General features: G+C 61.6%; 23 protein-coding genes. 12 read left to right on the top strand and 11 right to left on the bottom strand.

Annotation, left to right across the window (positions count from 1 at the left end):
* Positions 1–81: 81 nt before the first annotated feature.
* On the bottom strand, positions 82–1,314 hold the full coding sequence (locus tag MTX36_RS11585; RefSeq protein WP_243619893.1) for an APC family permease: 1,233 nt from the start codon (positions 1,312–1,314) through the stop codon (positions 82–84).
* 56 nt (positions 1,315–1,370) lie between these two features.
* Here MTX36_RS11585 and MTX36_RS11580 point away from each other — a divergent pair, with 56 nt between their 5' ends.
* From MTX36_RS11580 to pth, 4 genes are all read left to right on the top strand, one after another.
* Positions 1,371–2,552, top strand: coding sequence for an aminotransferase class V-fold PLP-dependent enzyme (locus tag MTX36_RS11580; RefSeq protein ID WP_243619892.1), 1,182 nt, complete (start codon positions 1,371–1,373; stop codon positions 2,550–2,552).
* Between the two features lie 79 nt (positions 2,553–2,631).
* Positions 2,632–4,095 (top strand): FAD-dependent oxidoreductase, encoded by a 1,464-nt coding sequence (locus MTX36_RS11575; RefSeq protein ID WP_243619891.1) that lies wholly within the window; start codon positions 2,632–2,634, stop codon positions 4,093–4,095.
* Between the two features lie 257 nt (positions 4,096–4,352).
* A complete protein-coding gene (locus MTX36_RS11570) occupies positions 4,353–4,943 on the top strand; it encodes a 50S ribosomal protein L25/general stress protein Ctc (protein ID WP_243619890.1) in 591 nt (196 codons plus the stop codon).
* A gap of 101 nt (positions 4,944–5,044) precedes the next feature.
* Positions 5,045–5,617 carry an aminoacyl-tRNA hydrolase gene (pth, locus tag MTX36_RS11565; RefSeq protein ID WP_243619889.1) on the top strand — a complete coding sequence of 191 codons (573 nt, stop codon included), beginning with the start codon at positions 5,045–5,047 and terminating at the stop codon, positions 5,615–5,617.
* Between the two features lie 2 nt (positions 5,618–5,619).
* Here pth and MTX36_RS11560 read toward each other — a convergent pair whose 3' ends face one another.
* Positions 5,620–7,254 carry a fatty acyl-AMP ligase gene (locus tag MTX36_RS11560; protein ID WP_243619888.1) on the bottom strand — a complete coding sequence of 545 codons (1,635 nt, stop codon included), beginning with the start codon at positions 7,252–7,254 and terminating at the stop codon, positions 5,620–5,622.
* Between the two features lie 295 nt (positions 7,255–7,549).
* Between MTX36_RS11560 and MTX36_RS11555 the strand changes: the two genes are divergently transcribed.
* From MTX36_RS11555 to MTX36_RS30245, 3 genes are all read left to right on the top strand, one after another.
* Positions 7,550–9,175 carry a peptide chain release factor 3 gene (locus MTX36_RS11555; RefSeq protein ID WP_243619999.1) on the top strand — a complete coding sequence of 542 codons (1,626 nt, stop codon included), beginning with the start codon at positions 7,550–7,552 and terminating at the stop codon, positions 9,173–9,175.
* Positions 9,175–9,825, top strand: a complete 651-nt coding sequence (gene pnuC, locus MTX36_RS11550; RefSeq protein ID WP_243619887.1) for a nicotinamide riboside transporter PnuC — start codon at positions 9,175–9,177, stop codon at positions 9,823–9,825. The genes MTX36_RS11555 and pnuC overlap by 1 nt, the downstream gene beginning before the upstream one ends.
* A gap of 375 nt (positions 9,826–10,200) precedes the next feature.
* Positions 10,201–10,521, top strand: coding sequence for a hypothetical protein (locus tag MTX36_RS30245; protein WP_308198218.1), 321 nt, complete (start codon positions 10,201–10,203; stop codon positions 10,519–10,521).
* A 30-nt stretch (positions 10,522–10,551) separates the two neighbouring features.
* Here MTX36_RS30245 and MTX36_RS11540 read toward each other — a convergent pair whose 3' ends face one another.
* The gene (locus tag MTX36_RS11540; RefSeq protein ID WP_243619885.1) at positions 10,552–11,226 is read right to left on the bottom strand and encodes a pyridoxal 5'-phosphate synthase; all 675 of its coding nucleotides are present in this window, start codon (positions 11,224–11,226) and stop codon (positions 10,552–10,554) included.
* A gap of 22 nt (positions 11,227–11,248) precedes the next feature.
* A complete protein-coding gene (locus MTX36_RS11535) occupies positions 11,249–11,749 on the bottom strand; it encodes a nuclear transport factor 2 family protein (RefSeq protein WP_094275230.1) in 501 nt (166 codons plus the stop codon).
* Between the two features lie 289 nt (positions 11,750–12,038).
* On the opposite strand from MTX36_RS11535, the gene MTX36_RS11530 reads away from it, so the two are divergent.
* Positions 12,039–12,659 carry a DJ-1/PfpI family protein gene (locus tag MTX36_RS11530; RefSeq protein ID WP_243619884.1) on the top strand — a complete coding sequence of 207 codons (621 nt, stop codon included), beginning with the start codon at positions 12,039–12,041 and terminating at the stop codon, positions 12,657–12,659.
* An 8-nt stretch (positions 12,660–12,667) separates the two neighbouring features.
* Positions 12,668–14,155: an acetyl-CoA acetyltransferase gene (locus MTX36_RS11525; RefSeq protein ID WP_243619883.1), complete on the top strand. Its 1,488-nt coding sequence runs from the start codon at positions 12,668–12,670 to the stop codon at positions 14,153–14,155.
* A gap of 65 nt (positions 14,156–14,220) precedes the next feature.
* Here MTX36_RS11525 and MTX36_RS11520 read toward each other — a convergent pair whose 3' ends face one another.
* Positions 14,221–15,015 (bottom strand): HNH endonuclease signature motif containing protein, encoded by a 795-nt coding sequence (locus tag MTX36_RS11520; RefSeq protein ID WP_243619882.1) that lies wholly within the window; start codon positions 15,013–15,015, stop codon positions 14,221–14,223.
* The gene (locus MTX36_RS11515) at positions 14,922–15,461 is read right to left on the bottom strand and encodes a hypothetical protein (protein WP_243619881.1); all 540 of its coding nucleotides are present in this window, start codon (positions 15,459–15,461) and stop codon (positions 14,922–14,924) included. The genes MTX36_RS11520 and MTX36_RS11515 overlap by 94 nt, the downstream gene beginning before the upstream one ends.
* A gap of 123 nt (positions 15,462–15,584) precedes the next feature.
* Here MTX36_RS11515 and MTX36_RS11510 point away from each other — a divergent pair, with 123 nt between their 5' ends.
* Complete coding sequence (locus MTX36_RS11510) at positions 15,585–15,917, top strand: N-acetyltransferase (protein ID WP_243619880.1); 333 nt, start codon at positions 15,585–15,587, stop codon at positions 15,915–15,917.
* Between the two features lie 87 nt (positions 15,918–16,004).
* Here MTX36_RS11510 and MTX36_RS11505 read toward each other — a convergent pair whose 3' ends face one another.
* Positions 16,005–17,813 carry an ABC-F family ATP-binding cassette domain-containing protein gene (locus tag MTX36_RS11505; RefSeq protein ID WP_243619879.1) on the bottom strand — a complete coding sequence of 603 codons (1,809 nt, stop codon included), beginning with the start codon at positions 17,811–17,813 and terminating at the stop codon, positions 16,005–16,007.
* Entirely contained in the window at positions 17,813–18,748 is a 936-nt protein-coding gene (locus tag MTX36_RS11500; RefSeq protein ID WP_243619878.1) for a 4-(cytidine 5'-diphospho)-2-C-methyl-D-erythritol kinase, read from the bottom strand. The genes MTX36_RS11505 and MTX36_RS11500 overlap by 1 nt, the downstream gene beginning before the upstream one ends.
* Before the next feature lie 173 nt (positions 18,749–18,921).
* Here MTX36_RS11500 and MTX36_RS11495 point away from each other — a divergent pair, with 173 nt between their 5' ends.
* Complete coding sequence (locus MTX36_RS11495; RefSeq protein ID WP_243619877.1) at positions 18,922–19,275, top strand: RidA family protein; 354 nt, start codon at positions 18,922–18,924, stop codon at positions 19,273–19,275.
* 96 nt (positions 19,276–19,371) lie between these two features.
* The gene (locus MTX36_RS11490) at positions 19,372–19,908 is read left to right on the top strand and encodes a MarR family winged helix-turn-helix transcriptional regulator (protein ID WP_243619876.1); all 537 of its coding nucleotides are present in this window, start codon (positions 19,372–19,374) and stop codon (positions 19,906–19,908) included.
* Between the two features lie 83 nt (positions 19,909–19,991).
* Here MTX36_RS11490 and MTX36_RS11485 read toward each other — a convergent pair whose 3' ends face one another.
* The 3 genes from MTX36_RS11485 to MTX36_RS11475 are packed head-to-tail and all read right to left on the bottom strand — an operon-like array spanning position 19,992 to position 22,217.
* Positions 19,992–21,041 (bottom strand): aromatic ring-hydroxylating dioxygenase subunit alpha, encoded by a 1,050-nt coding sequence (locus tag MTX36_RS11485; protein WP_243619875.1) that lies wholly within the window; start codon positions 21,039–21,041, stop codon positions 19,992–19,994.
* Entirely contained in the window at positions 21,041–21,259 is a 219-nt protein-coding gene (locus MTX36_RS11480; RefSeq protein ID WP_243619874.1) for a recombinase-like helix-turn-helix domain-containing protein, read from the bottom strand. Before MTX36_RS11480 ends, MTX36_RS11485 begins: the two co-directional genes overlap by 1 nt.
* A 10-nt stretch (positions 21,260–21,269) precedes the next feature.
* Positions 21,270–22,217 carry a PDR/VanB family oxidoreductase gene (locus MTX36_RS11475; RefSeq protein ID WP_243619873.1) on the bottom strand — a complete coding sequence of 316 codons (948 nt, stop codon included), beginning with the start codon at positions 22,215–22,217 and terminating at the stop codon, positions 21,270–21,272.
* Between the last annotated feature and the right edge of the window lie 69 nt (positions 22,218–22,286).

Here is a 22,286-nt window from a genome sequence, read left to right as displayed (position 1 = left end):
TTCGGGTGGTGTCTAGCGGGCCCTACTGATGATCGCTACCGACCATAGAGCGCCTGAGCCCGACATGCACGCTTTGCCCCTTTACGTGTCGCTGGTTTTTTCCAGTCGTAACCACCGATACCCACAACCCACCAGAACCACACCTACGCCGGCTACCACGGCCGATACCGGCAGCATGAATGCCAGAACAGCGCAACCGAGGGCGCCCACCACTTGGAGCCACCGCGGAAACATTCGATCCGCGTCACCTTGCACGAATGCACTGATATTGGCCACGAAGTAGTACACCAACACACCGAACGACGAAAAACCGATCACCCCACGGAGATCGACCACCGACACCAAGAGAATCACGATCACACCCACGGTCAGTTCAGCGTGATGGGGCACCGCAAATCGCGGATGGATAGCCGCAAAAGTGGTGGGCAGATCCCGTTCTCGGCCCATTGCCATCGCCGTTCGACTGACACCGGCGATCAACGCCAACAGCGCACCCGCAGAGGCTGCGGCGGCGCCGATCGCCACGATGGGCAACGCCCACGCCAAACCTCCCGCGGCGACGGCGTCGGAGAGCGGCCGGTCTGACGCAGCAAGCTTCTCCGGCCCCAGCGTCATCAGGAGAACCGTCGCTACCAGCGCATACACAACAATCGCGACCGTCAGGGCGATCAGAATTGCCCGCGGAATCGTGCGACGGGGATCGCGGACCTCCTCTCCCAACGTCGCGATCCTGGCATAGCCGGCGAAAGCGAAAAACAACAATCCCGCCGATTGCAGAACGCCGTACCATGATGCCGACGCAAAATCTGGAAGTGCCGGATCCACATCCGGACCCCAAAATGCCGTCGCCAGCCCCACGCCCAGCGCCGTCAACGACACCGCGACAATCACCCGAGCCATCTGCGCAGTTCTGGTGACCCCGCGATAGTTCACACCGACCAGAGCAACAACGACCAGAACGGCAACGACCTTCCGATACGGTTCGGGCACAACGTAAGTCGCAAAGGTCAATGCCATCGCCGCACAACTCGCGGTCTTACCGATCACAAACGACCAGCCGGCAACAAAGCCCCACCACGGCCCCAGTTGTTCGCGGCCGTAGACGTACGTTCCCCCCGACGTCGGATAGCGCGCCGCAAGTTGAGCTGACGACGTCGCATTGCAGTACGCAATGAAGGCCGCAATCACCAACCCGAACAGCAGGCCGGTACCCGCAACTGCCGCCGCCGGGGCGAACACCACAAAGACTCCGGCGCCGATCATCGCGCCCAACCCGATGACAACCGCGTCGAGCGTGCCCAATCTTCGCTCCATCGGTATAGCTTCGTTCACAAGGTATTAGAACCACACTGATGTGAACGGAAGGTGCCATGTTCGATCTCGATACGGTCCGCCGCGATACTCCCGGATGCCGAGACAAGGTGTTCCTCGACAGCGCCGGATCCTCGCTCCCACCCGAATCGGTAGTCACCACGATGATCGAACATCTGCGCCTTGAAGCTGATGTGGGCGGGTACGTCGCAGCCAGCCAGAAGGCCGAGGCCTTGGCCGCCGTACCGCACTCGATCGCCCGCGTGATCGGCGCCCAGGCGTCGGATATCGCGTTGACGGACAGTGCAACCCGCGCCTGGAACGACTTTTTCAGCGCGGTGCCCCTGAAGTCCGGTGATCGCATCTTGATCTCCGGAGTCGAGTACGCCAGCAACGCAATTGCCGCACTCGGCCGCGCCCGCGTCACCGGCGCTCAGGTCGAGGTGATTCCGAGCGACGTCGACGGCCGGATCGACCTCGGAGCGCTCGAAGCGATGCTCGACGACCGAGTTCGAGTCATCTCGGTAGTTCACGTCCCGACCAACGGTGGACTGATCAATCCGGTCCGGGAAGTGGTCGAACTTGCCGCGCCCCACGGCGCGTTGGTCCTCCTCGACGCCTGCCAATCCGTTGGCCAATTGCCCATCGACGTGTCCACACTGGGCGTCGACGCATTGAGCGCAACGGGTCGCAAGTGGCTTCGCGGTCCGCGCGGCACCGGGATTCTCTACGTGCGCCCCGGATTGGCCGACGCCCTCGAACCGGTCTCGATGGACCTGCACGGCGCCGCGTGGACCCATGCCGACGCTTATGCTCCCGCACCGGATGCAACACGATTCCAACTGTGGGAGACCAGTGTCGCGGCCCGACTCGGACTCGGCGCCGCGGCAGACTACTTGATCGCCTTGGGCACGAAAACCGTTGCGCACCAGATCCAGTCGCGGGCGAACCACCTTCGCGACGGCCTTTCGACAATGCCGGGCGTCTCCGTTCACGATCGCGGCGCACACCTGAGCGGGATCGTCTCGTTCACGCTCGATCGATACTCGGCGGCCGAAGTGCGCGATCACCTTGCCGCCCAGAACATCACGGTCACCGTCAGTAGTCGCAGCTCGACTCTCCTCGACATGACGGCGCGGGGACTCGACGCCGTCGTGAGGGCCTCCCCGCATTGTTTCGTCGACGACGCGGACCTGGACAAGTTTCTCGGCGCCGTACGGGATCTCCATATCTCCCGATGATTGGGACGAGCGTGCTCAAAGTCGGCCAGAACTGCAAATGTAGGTGATACCTAGCTCACATTTGGAGAGGACTCTGCCCATGGCTGACGCCACCGTAAATCCGATTTCTGCCGCCGACATCACCACCTGGGACTACGAAGCCGACGTCGTTGTCGCTGGTTACGGCATTGCCGGCGTCACCGCCGCAATCGAAGCCGCACGCGCCGGCGCTGACGTACTGGTATTGGAACGGACCGGCGGCTGGGGCGGCGCAGCGTCGCAGGCCGGCGGCATCATCTACCTCGGCGGCGGAACACCGCTGCAGAAAGCCTGCGGATTCGACGACACCGTCGACAACATGAAGGCCTTCATGAAGGCTGCTCTGGGTCCCGGAACCGACGACTCCAAGATCGACGCCTACTGCGAGGGCAGCGTCGATCATTTCAACTGGCTCGTGGATGCGGGAGTTACGTTCAAGGAAACCTTCTGGGGTCAGCCCGGATGGGAACCGCCGCACGACGACGGACTCATGTACTCCGGCGGCGAGAATGCCGCACCATTCAATACCCTGATCGATCCGGCTCCGCGCGGTCACGTCCCACAGATGTCGGGCAAGACCACCAGCGAGCACGGTGCCGGCTTCATGTTGATGACGCCGCTCGTCCAAACTGCCGAAAAGCTCGGTGTACGAGCAGAATACGATCTTCGCGTACAGACTGTCGCCGTGGACGAGAGCGGACGCGTTGTCGGTATCGTCGCCAAGCGCTACGGCAAGGACGTCACCATCCGTGCCCGCAAGGGCGTCGTGCTGGCTATGGGCAGTTTTGCGTACAACGACGAGATGGTGCGTTCCAACGCTCCCAAGATCTTCGGACATCCGGCGGCTTCCATCGAGGCACACGACGGCCGCGGCATCCAGATCGGGCAGGCACTCGGCGCTGACACCGCGCATATGGACGCCACCGAAGTTGCCTTCTTCTGCGACCCGCAGTTGATGGCGCGAGGCATCCTGGTCAACGGCCGTGGCCAGCGGTTCATACCCGAGGACACCTACCCCGGCAGGATCGGCCAGGCAGCACTGTTCCAGCAAGACAATCAGGCTTTCCTCGTCATCGACGAAGCCGCCTACGAGGAGGGCGTCGCAGCCGAAACCAAGACCATCCAGTTGCGGGCACAGCCGAAGTGGGTCGCCGAAACCGTCGAGGAACTCGAAGCTGAGATGGGCCTTGTTGCCGGCGCACTGCAATCCACCGTCGACCTCTACAACCGTCACGCTGCCGAGGGTTCGGATCCGTTGCTGGGCAAGAACTCCGAATGGGTCAAGCCGATCGGAAGCCCGGTCGCCGCTATCGATCTACGTGGACGTACCGGCGGATTTACACTCGGCGGGTTGAAGACAAACGTCAATTCCGAGGTTCTGCACGTCTCCGGCGAGCCCATCCCCGGACTCTTTGCTGCGGGCCGCTGCACCTCTGGCGTCTGCGCCGGAGGATATGCCAGCGGAACCAGCCTCGGCGACGGCAGCTTCTTCGGTCGTCGCGCCGGTATCAGCGCTGCTCGCTAGCGCCGCCACCAGTACCGGAACTCGTGCGGCGATTCGCTCCGACGCACGAGTTCCGGTAGGGTATGGAAAGTTGTCTCGGCGAGGGTGAATCGCAGCTGCTCCACTTACCTGCAGATTTACCGTGATCGACGCGGATACGGTTCAGCTCGAGCGTTTCGCTCCTGGCCGTGCGCGCCTGTCCACTCGATTGGGACAAGAGAGCCACACCGCCAGTACACACCGAGCACGCATTCCGTGAGTTGTAGGAGCTTTTCATCATGTCTGTAGCGAACAACCTCGTCGCCGTTACCCGCACCGAATTCGGCAAGGGCGCAGCCCGTCGTGCACGCGGCCTCGGCCTGGTTCCCACCGTTCTTTACGGCCACGGCGAAGACCCCAAGCACCTCAACGTCACGGCTCGCGACTTCTCGCGCATCCTCCGTGCGCACGGCACCAACGCCATCCTGACCCTCGACATCGACGGCACGGAGCAGGTTGCACTGGTCAAGTCCATCGTCGTGCACCCCATTCGTAACTACATCGAGCACGCTGACCTCCTCGTCATCAAGAAGGGCGAGAAGGTCACCATCGACGTTCACGTCATCGTTGTCGGCGACGCTGCTGCCGGCACGATGGTCGCTCAGGATGCTTCCTCCATCTCCATCGAGGCAGACGCACTGCACATCCCCGAGTCGATCGAGGTTTCCATTGCAGGCCTCGAAGCCGGCACACAGATCCTCGCCAGCCAGCTCATTCTGCCGGAAGGCTCCACCCTGCAGGCAGATGCGGACACGCTGATCATCAACGTCACCGCAGCTGCTACGGAGGCTTCCGAAGAAGCAGCCGAGGCAGCCGCAGCCGAGGCCTGATCCTCGAAATCTTTACAGTCAGCGGCGCGTCATTTCCGAGGTTTCGGAAGTGACGCGCCGTTTGCGCGTCGTATCCCCGAGCCCGTAAAGGACAGCATCCGTTGAGCACAGACACCGCCCTGGTGATCGGACTCGGTAACCCCGGCCCCCAGTACGAGAAGACCCGCCACAACGTGGGCTTCATGGTTGCCGGCACACTTGCGGGTCGCATGGGCGGAAAGTTCAACGCGCACAAGAAGAGTGGGGCCGAGATTGTCGAAGGCCGTCTGGCGGGCCGACGCGTGATCCTGGGCAAACCTCGCTCGTACATGAACCTGTCGGGCGGCGCTGTGGCTGGGCTGGCCCGGTTCTTCTCCGTTGATCCGGCAAACATCATCGTCGTTCACGACGAACTTGATCTGGACTTCGGGACCATTCGCCTCAAGCTCGGCGGCGGCGAAGGTGGCCACAACGGCCTGCGCTCCATTTCAAGTTCCCTGTCCACCAAGGACTATCTGCGTACTCGCGTCGGCATCGGCCGTCCGCCGGGTCGCATGGACCCGGCGGATTACGTCCTCAAACCGTTCTCCGCGGCGGAACGCAAGGAACTCGACCTCGTGTGCGAGGAAGCCGCCGACGCCGTCGAGCTCCTTCTCGAGCTAGGCCTCGAAGCGGCGCAGAACCGCCTTCACTGACCTCACGCTCCGAGCAACGCAGCCGAGTTCGCGCGACGCAATTTGCCCGACGATGTCTTGGGGATTGTGCCGGGGCCCAGCACTGCCACGGCGCGCGGGCGAACTCCCACCTCGGAAACGACGGCTCTGACCACTTCACGTTCGATGCGTTTGACCTCTTCGGGATCGTCGAACGCGTTGGTCTCGACAGCGACAGCAAAACTCTCACGCTTCTGACCGGCGTCCAGACGAATCGCAACCGCATTTCCCGGGCGCACCCCGGCGACCGTTCCCGCAGCCCGCTCGATATCAGTCGGATACACGTTGCGGCCACCCATGATGATGACGTCCTTGACGCGGCCGCAGACAACAACAAGACCCTCTTCGGTGAAGTAGCCGACATCACCAGTGTCGAACCAACCGTCGGCGTCCTGCGCCGGTTTGGGTCCGTCCACGGTGAGATAGCCGGCGGTGACCGCCCGTCCGCGAACTTCGATGATTCCGACTCCGCGCGCCGGCAGAATCTGCCCCTCGCTGTCGACAACGCGCCCTTCCAATCCCGGAACCATCCGCCCCAGGGTCGCCATCGCCCGGGCATTCGGCCGGGTCGACGGAACAGCGCGGGACATCGCTTCGAGAAAATCCGGATCGACGTAGTCGAGAACCTGTCCCTGATTCGGATCGGGGACCGACGCTGCCAGCGTTGTTTCTGCCATTCCGTACGAGGGTGCAAGCGCAGTGGGATCGAGGCCGAACCGAGCGCCGGCTTCGGCGAGAGCAACCATGGTGTCCGGATCTACCGGCTCGGCTCCATTCCACATATACCGGACGCTCGAGAGATCAACAGCGCCGTCCGGCGCCTGGGCAAGCCGACGAGCCAGCAGGGAATACGCGAAATTCGGTGCAGCCGTAACAGTTCCTCGATACTTTCCCATCAACTCTGCCCACAGAATTGGGCTACGGAGAAAGTCCAACGGAGTGATCGAGACGATTTCGGCCCCCAATTGCATGGGGACCGTCAGGAATCCGACCATCCCCATGTCGTGGAAGAGCGGAAGCCAACTCACCATCACGTCGTCGTCGATCGAGAACTTGATGCGGTTGATCATCGAGTAGGCGTTGACGTAGAAGTTCTCGTGCGTGATCTGCACCGCCTTCGGAGAACCCGTCGAACCGGACGTCAGCTGCTGAAAAACGATATCCGACTCTGCAGTCGGTACCGGATCGATCGGGGAACCTTTCCGCAGTTCCTCCACAGTCACGACGGTGATACCGCGCTCCTCGAGGAGTGGTTTCGCCACACCGAACGGGGCTCCGAGAATGACCACCTTCGCAGAGATCATGTCGATCACCGTCTGTGTGTCCTGCCCCCACACCGCCAGATCGGTACGTGGCGTCGGTTGATGGAGCATCGTCACGGAAGCGCCACGCATCCAACTCGCCTGGCACGCCGGCGCGATGTCCACCGGCTGACCGGCAAGGACTGCGATCGCGGACCCGTGAGCGATTCCGGCGTCGGAAAGCCCACCCGCCATCCGTCGTGCGTCTTGATGGATGTCACCCCAGGTCTGTCGAAACGGGCGCTCCGGTTCACCCGTCACCAAGCCGCGATTGCTGATTGCGGCACTCGCATACATTTCGTCGGTGAATTTGCTCAACGCAACTCCTAAGAACGCTTTGATGCAGTTGTTGTACCCATTCGAACGCCATGTGATGTAGCGCATACCCATGGAGATAATCAGACAAAGTTCGCCGAGTGTTACCGGTAATGCGGCGGCGAGTATCCTTTCTCTGTTGTGCGTCCGCACTCTGCGCCCCTTGCTCCACCGCGCGCTGTACCCACTTGCGAGAGGTTCTTCGTTGACTACCCCGTCCGACTCGACTGTCCCTACCGACTCGACTGTCCAGTCCGACGCCACGGGCGAAGACACAGCGGGCCTAGCGACGACGTCGATCCCCACCACGACGAAGGGCCTGGCTGCCGAAGCCACCCGTCGTCGCACCTTCGCTGTCATCTCTCACCCCGACGCCGGTAAGTCGACGCTCACCGAAGCGCTCGCGCTGCATGCCAAGAAGATTTCCGAGGCCGGCGCGGTCCACGGCAAGGCCGGGCGCAAGTCCACAGTCTCCGACTGGATGGAGATGGAGAAGGCCCGAGGCATCTCCGTCAGCTCCACGGCGCTGCAGTTCAACTACCACTCGTCCGAGGCAGCTGACGACACCATCAACGTCATCAACCTCGTCGACACCCCCGGTCACTCCGACTTCTCCGAGGACACCTACCGCGTCCTGACTGCTGTCGACGCGGCCGTCATGCTTATCGACGCGGCCAAGGGCCTCGAACCGCAGACGCTCAAGCTCTTCCAGGTCTGCCGTCACCGCGGCATCCCGGTCATCACCGTCATCAACAAGTGGGACCGTCCCGGTCAGACGCCGCTCGAACTGCTCGACGAGATCAGCGAACGCATCGGCCTCACCCCCACTCCCCTGTACTGGCCAGTCGGCATTGCCGGCGACTTCCGCGGTCTGCTGCGACGCGGTGAAGACGGCGCAGCTCGTGAGTACGTCCGCTTCACTCGTACCGCCGGTGGCGCCAAAATCGCCCCTGAAGAAATCATGGACGCCGACGCCGCCCTGGCCAAGGAAGGTTCCGAGTGGGAGACCGCCGCCGAGGAGAGTGAACTGCTCTCGGCCACCGGCCAGGATCACGACCAGGAAATGTTCCTGGCTGGTCAGACGTCGCCCGTCATCTTCGCGTCCGCGATGCTGAACTTCGGTGTCCGTCAGATCCTCGACACCCTCGTGGAGTTGGCGCCGCCGCCGCGCGAACGAGACGACGTGAACGGCAAGCCTCGCGAGGTCACCGATCCGTTCAGCGCCGTGATCTTCAAGGTTCAGGCCGGCATGGACACCGCACACCGCGACCGTCTTGCGTTCATGCGCATCGTGTCCGGAGTGTTCGAGCGCGGCATGGTTGTCACGCACGCGCAGACCGGCAAGCCGTTCACCACCAAGTACGCCCAGACCGTCTTCGGCCGTGAGCGTTCTACCGTTGAATCCGCGTTCCCCGGTGACGTCGTGGGTCTGGTGAACGCAACCGCCCTCGCCCCCGGTCACACGCTGTACAGCGACAAGAAGGTGGAGTTCCCGCCCATTCCGTCGTTTGCACCGGAGCACTTCTCGATCCTGCGCGCAGAGAGCGCCGGCAAGTACAAGCAGTTCCGGCGCGCAGTCGACCAGCTCGACTCCGAAGGCGTCGTACAGATTCTCCGCAACGACATCCGCGGCGACGCTTCCCCGGTCATGGCGGCCGTCGGCCCCATGCAGTTCGAGGTTGTCGCGGCCCGCATGAAGTCGGAGTTCAACGTCGAGGCAAAGATGGAACCGCTCGGCTACGCGCTCGCGCGTCGTACCGATGCCGAGTCCGAGGTGGAGCTCAACCGTCAGCGCGGCGTCGAGGTCTTCACCCGTTCCGACGGCGTCATGCTCGCTCTTGTCAGCGACAAGTGGCGCTTGCAGTACATCCAGAAGGAACTTCCCGATCTGACGCTCGAACCACTCGTCGCCGCTTCTGACTGATGAGTCTGATCGAGGCGCTGTTCGACGCCGAACTTCACATCGGCGGCGCCACGATTCTCTGGCGGGAGATCATCGGCAACACCTTCGGCATCGGGTCTGCCATTGCCGGGGCACGGCGTTCGGTGTGGGCCTGGCCGGTCGGTATCGCCGGAAATGCCCTGCTGTTCACCGTCTTCATGGGTGCACTGTTCCATACGCCGCAGGAACTCAATCTGTACGGACAGGCCGGCCGCCAACTGCTGTTCATCACCGTCAGCATCTACGGCTGGACGCAGTGGCGACGCGGGGCGCAGAACTCCGGAAACGCGGTCCTGCCGCATTGGGCGTCCACGCACCAGCGGCTGACAATGGTTGTCGTAATGATAAGCGGCACAGTTATTTTCGCTTGGATATTCGACACCCTGGGTTCGTATGGCGCTTGGGCTGAAGCCTGGATCTTCACCGGATCCATCCTCGCCACCTACGGCATGGCCCGCGGATGGACCGAGTTCTGGCTCATCTGGATCGGCGTCGACGCCGTGGGTGTTCCCCTACTCTTCCGGGCGGGTTACTACCCGTCCGCAATCCTCTATCTCGTCTACGCATTTTTTGTTCTCTGGGGATTCTGGTCATGGCTCCGAATTCAACGACGGACACCCGCCCTCGCGTAGCGAGCATCAACCCTGCCGTAGCTCCGCCCACCGAGGGAGTGCGACCCGAAACCAACTCCTGGTATGTTTGCCAGCACTATGCAAACCGACGGTCTGTTTACGGGCATCAGGAGCGAAACAATGGAAGACAAGACTTCGCATGGAGCAAACGGCCACGGTGGTTCGACAAACGGTGGTACAACCAACGGCCTCACCAATGGGTCCAATGGGTCCAACGGATCCAACGGCTCACGAACGAGCAGTTCCACGGCAACCACAGAAACCCTGGCTGCCAGGCCGGCCGAAGACGCACTCTCGACCGGGCCGACAGGTGCCTTCACTTTTCCGCTCCCCGACCGAAGCACGGCCGCACACAGCAGCGGAGAGGACCCTTCCATGCCTGCCCCAACCCCCACACCGTCACGTGAATCGTCACGAACCCTCGAGACTCGCAGCCGTACCGTCGTCCGGCGCGACGCGATGGGTGTAGCAGCGGTTCGCGTCGCCGGGCGCCTCACCCACACCGAACTCATGGCCAACCATTCCTCACCGTCCAGCACCTATTCATCCGATCCCACGATAAATCTGGATGAACTGCTGACAATGCTGGGAAGCTACTTGCTGTCCTCAGGCTTCGAGCACCCCGAGATCCATGCCAAACTCGGCGGCCAGTCCATCGTCGTCAATCTCGTGTCGCCGGAGATCAGCGCAACCTGAGTGCACCCGGGGGGGGATTTCCGTGGTCGGTCACGGCCACAAGTTCGTGACCGTCCATCTCCCGTCTGACGTGCGCCGGTACAACCACCGTAGATGTCGACGGCCCGGGTCTGCTTGCCAAAATTCGACGGACTCCGGCTCGAGACACCACGCCCGCCAATCGTCGGAAACGAATGCCGGATCAGCCTCGATGATGTCGACCGCACTGGCCACCGCGCGCTCGTAGTCACGCGAGTCTGCCAGTTCTTGACTTTGTCGGCTCGCCGTTGCCACTGCGCGTGCCGTCACAGACCGTTCAACGAAGTCTCGCGCCCGCACCGGCTCGTCCCCTTCGCGGACCACACCGCGCACACGTATCTGCTGACCGCTCTCGCGCCAGTAGAAAGCTAACGAAGCACGCGGGTGGGCTGTGAGTTCAACACCTTTCGGCGATCGAGCCGATCCCGAAAACCAAAAGCCGCGGTCGCCGACATCCTTAAGGATGAGGAACCGGGAATCCGGCATGCCTTCGTCGTCAACAGTGGACAACGCACACACGTGCGGTTCTGCAGCTCCGCCGTCGACGGCTTCGCGCAGCCAGGTAAGAAACAAGGCACTCGGTGTGGACGGAAATTCAGTCGGGGCATCCGGTGCGACGCCGGTCAGTGCCGGAATGCCTCGCATCCACGCGCGTGTATCCAACTCGGGTGAAACGTCCTCGGCCATCCGACGACTGTAATAGTCGCGATCAAGACACGTTGCGCACTACCGAATTACCCAACGACGACGGCTGCAGCATTGCCCACTTGTTCGACGTCAACCGGAAGCTCGGCATGTCGGACAACGACACGACCGACTCCCACGTCCGCTCGTAACTGGTGTGCGAAATCCGCCACTTCCCGTCACTGCACAATGCATACCGGTCGTGATAAAAAGCGGACCCCCGCAGCAACATTCCGTCCTCCGGCACCACGACGGTATCCGCGAGACACCACACCCCGGTAGCGGTGTCACCGTCGACATCGATCTCCGGTTGCCCACATTGATGCTCGGTGATGATGTGCGAGCCGAGTGTGTTCTCGAGGAAGGACACAAATGAATCACGGGAATCGAAGCTGAGCTGCTCGCCGTAGATCGCGGTCGCGTCGACCGTCAATGTATCGGCGAGTTCAACCCACGATTTGGTGTCGAGCGCACGCGCATACCGGTACTTGAGTCGTTGAATCAGAAGTATCGCTTCGAGATCCATGATCCCTGCCTCTCGTGGAGCCACCACCCGCATCTACCTGGACCTTAACCTGCAGTGCGCCGAAGCGGGCATTACTCTCAAAGTTAGTGCAAATCTCGGCGGATAACACGCAATTCACGACCATCGATCGTGATCGTGATCTTGTTCCAACTCTCCTGGTAATCCTGCCTTTCGGAACGCGGCTATCGATACGTGACTCAAACATCGGAAGTCGTTGCACTGCAAGCATTGCCGCCGGGTATCAGCTGGCCACAGAAGATGCGAAGCCGAGATCTGCGATGATGCACGCATGAACGAATCGCGTCGACGCCTGTCGATCGTCCTGTTCGAGGGATTCGAACTGCTCGATGTCTTCGGCCCGCTCGGGCTGTTCGGCGTGGTGCCGGAGGCGATTTCCGTCGAACTGGTCGGGCCGGCTGCCGGACCGGTTCGAAGCAGTCAAGGGACCAAAGTCATCGCAACGGTGGGTTACGAAGACGCCCAACTCCCCGACATCGTTCTGGTGCCGGGCGGACAGGGAACCCGGCGTGCTGTTGTAGACCGCGCCTTCCTCGATTGGCTGAACGCGTGGGCGACGGACGCACAACTCGTGACCTCGGTCTGTACCGGGTCCGCCGTCCTTGCCGCGGCCGGACTACTGGACGGCTATCGAGCGACCACCAACAAGCGCGCCTACGAATGGGCGACATCGCACGGATCATCGGTGACCTGGGTTGCCCGTGCGCGGTGGGTCGAAGACCAGAACCGTTGGACATCCTCCGGCGTTGCAGCTGGAATCGACATGGCGGCCGCCCTCCTCGCCCGATTGTGTGGGAGCGAGATCGCCGATGCAATCACCAAAGCTGCCGAACTCGAGGTTCATACCGATCCGAACTGGGATCCCTTTGCTGCCGTTCACTCCCGAGAATGAGGTACACGATGGTTGACACGTCACGCATACCGGTCATCGTCGGTGTCGGCGACCTGCGATGGAACCCTGTCGACGGGCACCGTGAACCTCTCGATCTGATTCATGAGGCAACTGTTGCGGCACTATCGGACAGCGGGCAACCCTCCCTCGGCGAACATGTCGACTCCGTGTACGCAATCAAGACCGTCAGCTGGTCCTACGACGACCTCCCTGGCCTCCTTGCCGCCCGTGTGGGGGCGACGCCGAGGAGCACCGCCACCTCGCCGATCGGCGGGCACTGGCCTGCTGCACTTCTCGATCGCATTGGCGCGGCAATTGCAGCCGGCGAATCCTCCGTGGCACTGCTCGCCGGCGGTGAATCGCATGCCAGCACAACCGTGCTGCGAAAGTCCGGCGTCACTCCCGACTCCATCGGGTGGACTGCCGCACCGGGCGGACCTCCCGGCTTCGATCCCACCGACTTGGGTAGTCCCGAGATGCAGCGTGCCGGATTCATAGTTCCGACGCGCGTCTACCCGTTGTTCGAAAACAGTTTCAGCGCAACCATCGGCCACGACGCTGCACAGTCCTTGACCTGGTCAGCGCGAATGTATGCCGCGTTCTCCGAGCTTGCAGCAAAGAACCCGGCATCGTGGACGCCGGACGTCCGTACCGTAGAAGAAATCAGCACAATCGGACCGGGCAACCGCATGGTCTCCGAGCCGTATCCACTGATGCTCAACGCCATGCCGTTTGTCAATCAGGCTGCGGCCGTTGTGGTCTGCTCTCTCGAGAAGGCCCGTGAGTTCGGCGTCGACGAAGACAAGCTGGTCTATCTCTGGGGCGGGGCCGGCGCCACCGATCCACTGGACATATTGAGCCGCAACAATTTCCACGCATCTGCTGCGATGCATGACGCAGTAGACCGCACGCTCGACAGCGCAGGAGTGGGCGCTGATGCTCTCGATATCGTCGACGCCTACAGTTGCTTCCCGATCGTTCCGAAACTACTGATCCGCGAACTCGGCCTTCCCGACAACACGATCCCCAGCGTCACGGGCGGGCACTCTTTCTTCGGTGGACCGCTCAACAGCTACACCTTGCATTCCATCGCGGAAGTGACACGAAGACTCCGAGCAGACGGCGAACTCGCACTGGTCCACGGCAATGGCGGATTCCTGACCCACCAACACGCTGTACTACTGTCCGCGTCCGCTCATGCGGACGGATACATCGGGGATCCGGAAGCTCGCTCGCTTTCCGCGGACGCGCCCGAACTTGTCACCGGATACAGTGGCAACGCGGAAATCATCACGGCCACGGTGGAATACGGCCGAGGCGGTGAACCGGAAACCGGATTTGTCATCGCCACAACACCGGACGGCGGGCGCGTGGCCGGCCACACCGGAGCCGAGAATGCGGCAGAGCTAACGCAGTTCAGTGGCAACAACCCTGCCGCCATTGGTCGCACAGTTCATATCGTCGACGAGAACGGAAAGCTCACGCTCATGTTCTGACAGCTACAGTCGTGTACACCGGGGGCGTGGTTCTTCCCCGGTGTACACGTTGACTATTCGGTTGTTCAGGCTGCTGTCGGCGGACTGTTCCCCGGTATCGGAACCTGATACGGATCCACCGACATCGGCGGATAGAACCGGGCTCTCCGATCATCCCCGATCTCGATACTCCACTCGGTGTGGTGCAACAACCGGTGATGATGGCCACAGAGCAAGATAAGATTATCGAAATCCGTTGGGCCACTGTCCATCCAATGAACTATATGGTGGGCGTCGCACCATCCGGCCGGAGTGCCGCAGCCAGGGAATGCGCATCCGCCATCTCTGGCGGCCAAAGCTCGCCGCTGCGGGACCGTCGCCGTTCGCTCGTCGAGCCCATGATTGAGCGGAACACCGTTCTGGTCGAGCAGGATTCGGGTGACCGTGCAGTCACAGGCCAGCATGCGGGCACTGTCGAGGCTGATGGGGCCGGCCCAGTTGGTGATCGCGTAGCCGAGTTCTTCGGTGGACGGCAACAGATCTTTCAACGCTTGCAGGTCCGTGAGGTCTTTCGCGGTAGCCGTAATCGTCAGGTGCGGTTTGACGCCACCTTCGACGGGGCCGAGGCCGGCCATCTCAAAGCGTCGCAGGAGTTCGCAGAAACCGTCGGCGCGTCGAAGTGCCGGGGTGCGAGCATCTTTCACGCCGTCAATTTCGGGAGTCGGCTTCGACAGTCCGGACAGTAGCGCGATCAACCGGGCACCGCTGACGGCGTCGAGGTCACCTTTCACGCTGACGCGGCCGTACAAACCTTTGGAGGCGTAGAACTCGTTACGCTGAAGAATCTTCCCCGACGGGGACTCCGTCGTCGCGATTGCCATACTTCTTTTCGATACGCCGGATGGCCGCTCGGACTTCCGTCGCAGTCGGAAACCTTCTTCGAAGCGAGGTCCAGCAGGATGTCGCGGGCCTTCTCGATGTCCGCGGTATGCATGTTCTTGGGTGGGTGCTGGCAGAACTGGGCCACCTGCCGTGCCTTCTGCATATCGATATCACCGTCGTGAAAGGATTGTGCGACTACGGGTTCGAACATGAACAACCGTGCGAGGCTGACCAGTTGGCTGCATTCGCCGATCTCGAGGTTGGTGGATCGGTGCAACCACTGGGCGATAGCGCGGAAGCCTGTGTCGGGAAGAGCGTCACGAGTGAACATCTCGACAACGAGGTGCACCATGCGCGATTGCATGTCGTGCCGGCCGCGGACCATGTCGAGAACCTCTGCTTTGAGTCCCTCGCCGTCCAGCTGCCATGCTTCCCGATTCCCCATGCGCTAATTCTAATCGAACAGGATTTCGATTCCTAGGGACATTTCAGACAGGTTTTCGAGAAGTTTTGCTCGAGAGTTATTGATGTACAAGAGCATTCGAAGGTTCGGGCAAGATCATCAACAATGCTAGGACGCCATGAACGATGGACTGGAATAGTCTCTGTTCATGGAATCGATCGTGACATTGAGGATAGAAGACGCCGGCGAGTTCCACGCGTGGCAGAACTCGGCAGGCTGATCGTGGCGCCGGACAGGCAAGGCCGGGGGCTTGGCAGTCGACTGCTCGGACTGACGGAGAGTCGCCTCCCGGCAACGGTGACGGATTTGCGGTTGTTCACCGGCGAGTTCAGCACCGGCAATCTTCGACTCTACGAACGGTTCGGCTACAAGGAAACCCATCGCACACCAACGCCGGCAGGCTATGCGCTGGTCCATCTATCCAAGCAATTGCCCTAGCCGCAACAACAAAGCCGGGTCGCCGCACATCATTCCGATGCACGACGACCCGACTTCAACCTGCGCTAAAATTCGACCATCTGACGTTTAGCCGTCGAGGTCAGCGAACAACTCCATCCACTGCTCTTCGGCAGCTTCCTTACTCGCGATGACTGACTTGAGTTCCGCACCGAGTGCCTGCAGCTTGTCCGGGTCGGTCGCCGCATCGGCGAGTGCCGCATGCAGCTGCTTCTCACGATCGTCGAACTTGGCGATGGAACGCTCGAGCTTCGAAAGTTCCTTGCGGGCAGCACGATCCGCAGCGCCGTCACGCACCTGCTTGCTCTTGGACGCACCGCTGGCCGTGGAGGCCACCGACGGGTTGTCACCGTCACCCATGGCTGCACGCCGCTTCAAATAGTCCTCGATACCGAGTGGCAGGTTGGTGAGCTTGCCGTCGCCGAAGAGCGCCCAGGTGGTGTCACAGATTCGTTCGATCAGGTACCTGTCATGCGAGATCACGACCATCGTTCCGGCCCAGCCGTCGAGCAGATCCTCGAGCTGCTGAAGCGTGTCGATGTCAAGATCGTTGGTGGGCTCATCGAGGAGCAGAACGTTGGGCTCCGCCATGAGAACACGCGTCAGCTGCAAGCGTCGACGCTCACCACCCGACAGGTCACCCACCGGCGTCCGCTGACGTGCCGGCGTGAAGCCCAACCGCTCGGCCAACTGACCGGCAGATACTTCCTTGTCACCCAGGGTGATTCGCTCGGCAACATCCTTGACCGCGTCGAGCACCCGCATGTTGGTCGGCAGATCGTCGAGTTCCTGCTTGAGCCAACCGATGTGAACGGTCTGACCCTGAATGCGCCGTCCGGCAGCAGGTTCCAATTCTCCGGCGAGGGTACGCAGAAGCGTCGTCTTACCCGAGCCGTTGACGCCGACCAGACCGACCCGCTCGCCGGGAGCAAGACGCCACGTCAGATCTTCGACCAGCATCCGGCCGTCCGGGGTCTCGAGACGAGCGTCTTCGAGTTCGATGACAACCTTGCCCAACCGGCGCTGAGCGAACGACGCCAATGCCACCGCGTCGCGAGGTGCCGGTACGTCGGCGATCAAAGCCTCGGCAGCCTCGATGCGGTACTTAGGCTTGGAGGTGCGGGCCGGAGCACCGCGTCGCAGCCAGGCCAATTCCTTGCGCGCCAGGTTGCGACGACGCTCTTCGGCAACGTCACCCTGACGGGAACGCTCGGCGCGGGCGAACACCCAGTCGTTGTAGCCACCCTCGTAGCTTTCGACGCCACCGCCGACAACTTCCCACGTGCGAGTTGCGACGGTGTCGAGGAACCAGCGATCGTGCGTCACGACCACCAGCGCGCTACGACGCGACACGAGATGCTCGGCCAGCCACTGGACGCCTTCGACGTCGAGGTGGTTGGTGGGCTCGTCAAGTACGAGCAGGTCCAGATCCTGAACGAGAGCGGCAGCCAAAGCTACGCGTCGACGCTCACCACCGGAGAGGCCGTCTACCTTGGCGTCGAGCGCAGATCGCTCGCCGCCGGCACCGAGGTTATCGATTCCGATTCCCGAGAGCACCGAGCGGATGCGGGCATTGCCGGCCCATTCATGCTGAGCGACGCCCAGCGGCCCGAGAACGATGTCGCCGACAGTGGATCCGGGAGGCAGCACACCGCGCTGCGTGACGACCGCCATCCGCAATCCGCCGACTCGGCTGACCCGACCGGAATCGGGCTCTTCGACGCCCGCGAGGACCTCGAGCATTGTCGTCTTGCCGCCACCGTTGAGGCCGACGACGCCGATGCGCTCGCCCTCCTCGACGCCCATCGACACTCCGTCGAGCAACGGCTTGACGCCGAATGACTTCGACACGTTTTCCAGATTGATCAAGTTAGCCATCAGTGCTGTCCCTTTGCCGCTTTGTCGAGTATTCGTGCTCCGGGTACGGGTCCGCTCGCCACGCGAACGGTGCGGCACACCCCCGCTCCCGCAAGTTCTGCGCTCACGTCCACCGCGGACTGAGCGTTGCTGCAAAGAAAAGCGCATGTCGGCCCGGATCCGGACACCATGCCGGCCAGAGCACCGGCGTCGACACCCGCGCGCAGCGTCCGCCGTAGTGCCGGATTGAGCGATAACGCCGCCGCTTGCAGATCATTTCCGAGCAGTGGTGCAAGTTGTCGTGGATCGCCGGTCGTGAGCGCGTGGATCAGCTCGTCCGCGTCACCAAGTCGTTTCGGTGAGCCTTCGCTTCGCAGTTTGTCGAGTTCTCGGAATACCACCGGCGTACTCAATCCGTCCTTGGCCAACGCCAGCACCCAGTGGAAGGTACTCCGGGTCAGTACCGACACCAGGTGTTCGCCGCGGCCTGTCCCCAATGCGGTACCCCCGTGCAGGGAAAAAGGAACATCGCTACCGAGCCTGGCTGCAAAACTGTCCAAATCACGACGCGAAAGTTCCAGCTTCCACAGCGCGTTGAGCGCGACCAGCGTTGCCGCCGCATCAGCGCTTCCACCGGCCATGCCGCCGGCGACGGGAATTCCCTTGTCAATGCGAATCTCGACGTCGGTATCCACTCCAGCTTCGGCAGCGAGCAGTTCTGCGGCCTTCCAGACGAGGTTTCTGCGGTCGACGGGAACCGCCGTAGCGTCGTCTCCGGTCACGATCACGGACAGGCCGTCGGACGGCGTCACGGTGACGGTGTCAGCGAGCGACAGAGCTTGGAAGACGGTAGTCAGATCGTGGTAACCGTCGGCGCGCAGGTCCCCGACAGCCAGGTGGAGATTCACCTTGGACGGGGCCCGGACTATAACTGGGCGAGGGACGACGGAGAGCACAAGGAACAACAATAGGCGCTGCGAACACCTGGGCGAAAACACTCGAGCATCAGTGCGTCCGCCGATATCCGTCAAGTCGTGGATTGCAGCACAGATCCTTCACATTATCTTAGCGCTAAGGTATCCTTCTCGATGTACCACTTCACCTATCCCCCAACGAAAGCGGATACCCGATGACCAGTTCGGCGCAGCATCCTTACAGTCCCGCAGTGACCGCAGGCGGACTCGCGTTCGTCTCCGGTGCATTGTCTATCGACAGCGAAGGAATTGCCGTTGCCGGACGCATGCCCGCTCTCGACGCCGCGATCGACCGGATGTGTGAGCGACTGGCCACTGTCGGCGGAGAACTGAGCGACGTCGTCAAACTCACCTACTTCGTCACCGACGTCACACTCCGGGACGAGGCGAATCAGCAGTTCGAGCGTCTTTTCACCGAACCTCGACCCGCCCGCACTTTTCTCGAAGTAAGCAACCTTCCTTATGGGGCAACCGTTGAAATTGACGCGGTGGCGCGACAGAGGCCATAGCTGGCACCGTAGGCCGTCGCCACCGAGTAGCCTAAAAACGTCTTGGCACTCAACTGTTCGCATAACGAGCAAATCAGGCGAGCAAAGGTGGAACACGTGAGCGATCGAATCGAACCCGATGCGGTGGACGACATCGTCCTCCAGTGGGCACGTCAGTGGCCGGATCTGGACGTCTCCGCGCTCCATATCTTCGGCAGAATGCACCGCAGCTACCTGCGGTATCAGTCATCGCTGTCTGCTGTATTCGAAAAACACGGAATCAATGTCGCGTCATTCGACGTACTCGCTGCGCTACGCCGATCCGGTCCGCCGTACCAGATGACATCCGGCCAACTGGCCGAGATGTCACTGGTCACGACGGGCGGGGTCACACTCCGAGTCGATCGTCTGGAACAAGCCGGCCTGGTGGAGCGCGAACGAGACGCCACCGACCGACGAGTTGTCTACGCGCGATTGACGGCAAAGGGAAAAGAAGTTTTCGACGCCGCCGCCAAAGAGCATTTCGAGAACGAGAACCACATGCTGGCCGGTTTGAACGCACCGGAACGGAAACAGCTCGCCGATTTGTTCCGCAAGCTCGAACGTTCGATCGTGGCCAGTGAAACTGGCGCCGACAGCAGCGCATCGGCCTGAACGCGTCTACGCCGAACACTGATGGCGGGTTCCCTCTCCGAAACCTTTCGGAGAGGGAACCCGCCATCAGTTGAATGTGCCGGTCAGCGAACTCCTGCCCCGACCCCCTGAGCTTGCGTTGCCGCCTGTTCGTCGGCTTGCGCTCGATACAACCGTCGTAGCCGAATGACACCCAGATCGTGCTGGTACAAGTTCTCGGCCTGATCAGCGTCGGCGGCCATTGCCTCGAGCATCACCCGGTCCTGCTCCAGCACTACCCAATGACGCTCTTCGAGTGTGACGCGATAGAGGAAGCGCCAAACGTCGCGTTCCCAGCCTGTGACTCGGCGGTAGCGCCAGAAGAACACCGCAGTAGTCTCCGCGTCGATCGGCGTTCCCATGCCGACGATGCCGAACGACCCTCCAGGGCCGGCCGTTGGAGGATAAGGGATTTCGAGATCAACCCAGTCCGCCCCCGTGCGGCAGAACTCGACCCAGTCGAAATTGACGCCGCGTTGGTCCGTCTTCTCGAAATAGAATCCTCGTTCGGTCTCACGAATCCTGAAGCGCGCCGACGTATCTCCGCCGAACATCGAATGCGATTCACGGTGCAAGAAGGCGCCATGCATGGGGTCGAGGAGATTCTCAAGCGTGTATCGCCACGGCGACTTCCATTCTGCGTAACACAGGAATGCCGAAACTCCTTCTTCCATCAAAGGATTCGGCAATTCGAGGGGGCCGGCAGGCGCACTCGGGTCGCTGCCGAACCACGCGAGGACCGCACCCGCCACCTCTTGAACCGGAAGGCTGGTTACCAAGGATTTGCCTTCGAGGTTGCAACCAGGCATCCCGGGGACCGACACCACGGTGCCTTCGCCGTCGACCTGCACGCCGTGATATTTGCACGCGATTCGATCCCCGAGATGCTGGCCGTGGGAGAGCGGCGCGCCACGGTGTGGGCACCTGTCGGCGAGCATTCGCAGCGTTCCGTCCGCCTGACGGAACAGCAGCCAATCCTCACCCCACCTGGTGATCCGGCGCATCCCCCCGCGCTCGACAAAATGCGAAGGACAGATGGCGTGCCACTGATCTCGCATTCCGGTCGCAAAGATTTCGTCGCTGGTCAATGGTCCACGTTTCAAGACATTTGCCATTACTGCGCTCCCATTCGAGCTATCTCTACACTGAAAATGTCTGCCGTCCAGGGTTCCCCGTTCGGCGCATGAATTCCGAGCTGATTGAGACCGTCGACGAGTCCGTCCAGGTCATGTCGGCCACTGCCGAAAATCTCTTCGATCGCGCCCGCAAGCTTGAGCTCATAGGGCGTGGGAGGCACTGAACGTGCCTGGTGTTCAACAAGATAGAGACTCATCAGTTTTCTCCTACAGGTCGAGTACGAGCTCGTCGGTCTGAGCGCGCGAAACGCAGATCATCATCGTTTTCCCGGAACTTTGCTCGGCAGCCGAGAGTACGGAGTCGCGGTGGTCCGGAATTCCTTCAAGCACAGGGGTTTCACAGCTGCCGCACATACCTTCACGACACGAGTTGGAGAGATCCAGGCCGGCTTCTTCAAGGGTGTCGAGAATGCTTTTGTCCGCAGCAGCCACAGCACTGATCCCCGAGCGGGAGCAGACGACCCGCACCGGACGGTCCCCCCCGGCGTCGACAGGATCCACCACTTTGGGTTTGAATCGTTCGAGCTGAATCGTCCCTTCGGGCCAATCGACTCCGTGACTCTCGACCGCCCCGAGCAGCCCCTCCGGACCGCACGTGTAGACGAGAGTGTCGGCACGTGGAACCGACAGAAGCTCCGGAAGATTCAGGATGCCGGAACTGTCCTCACAAACAACGTCGACACTGCCCTGAAACTCTGCAAGCTCTTCGAGAAACGCCATGCCACGCCGAGACCGGCCGCCGTAGTGCAATTCCCACTTCGCGCCGCGGCGATCGGCCTCACGAACCATCGACAGAATCGGAGTTATTCCGATACCACCGGCGATAAACAGGTAGTGCGGCGAATCGATCAACTCGAAGTTGTTTCGCGGCTCGCTGACCGTGACCAGCTGCCCCGGACGCAACGAGTCATGTACGTGCTTCGAACCACCCCGGCTGGCCGAATCACGCAATACCGCAATTCGATAGGAGGTTTTGTCGTCAGGATCGCCGCACAGAGAGTACTGACGAACCAGATCCGGGCCGAGGTGAATGTCGAGGTGCGCCCCGGGCGTCCACCCGGCGAGCGACGAACCGTCTGCCTTCTCGAAACGCACCGACATGACATCTTGCGATTCCCAGCGCATCTGGCGAACCACCAGTTCGGTTGTGTTCATCAAACGATCCTCCTCAACCCGCCACGATATATCTTAATGCTCAATAGCTTAGCGCTAAAGTGTGTCCTG

Source organism: Rhodococcus sp. ARC_M6, from assembly GCF_022810305.1.
Classification (GTDB): Bacteria; Actinomycetota; Actinomycetes; order Mycobacteriales; family Mycobacteriaceae; genus Rhodococcus_F.
The sequence above is the reverse complement of the archived record's forward strand: the minus strand, read 5'-3'. Positions and strand labels throughout refer to the sequence as shown.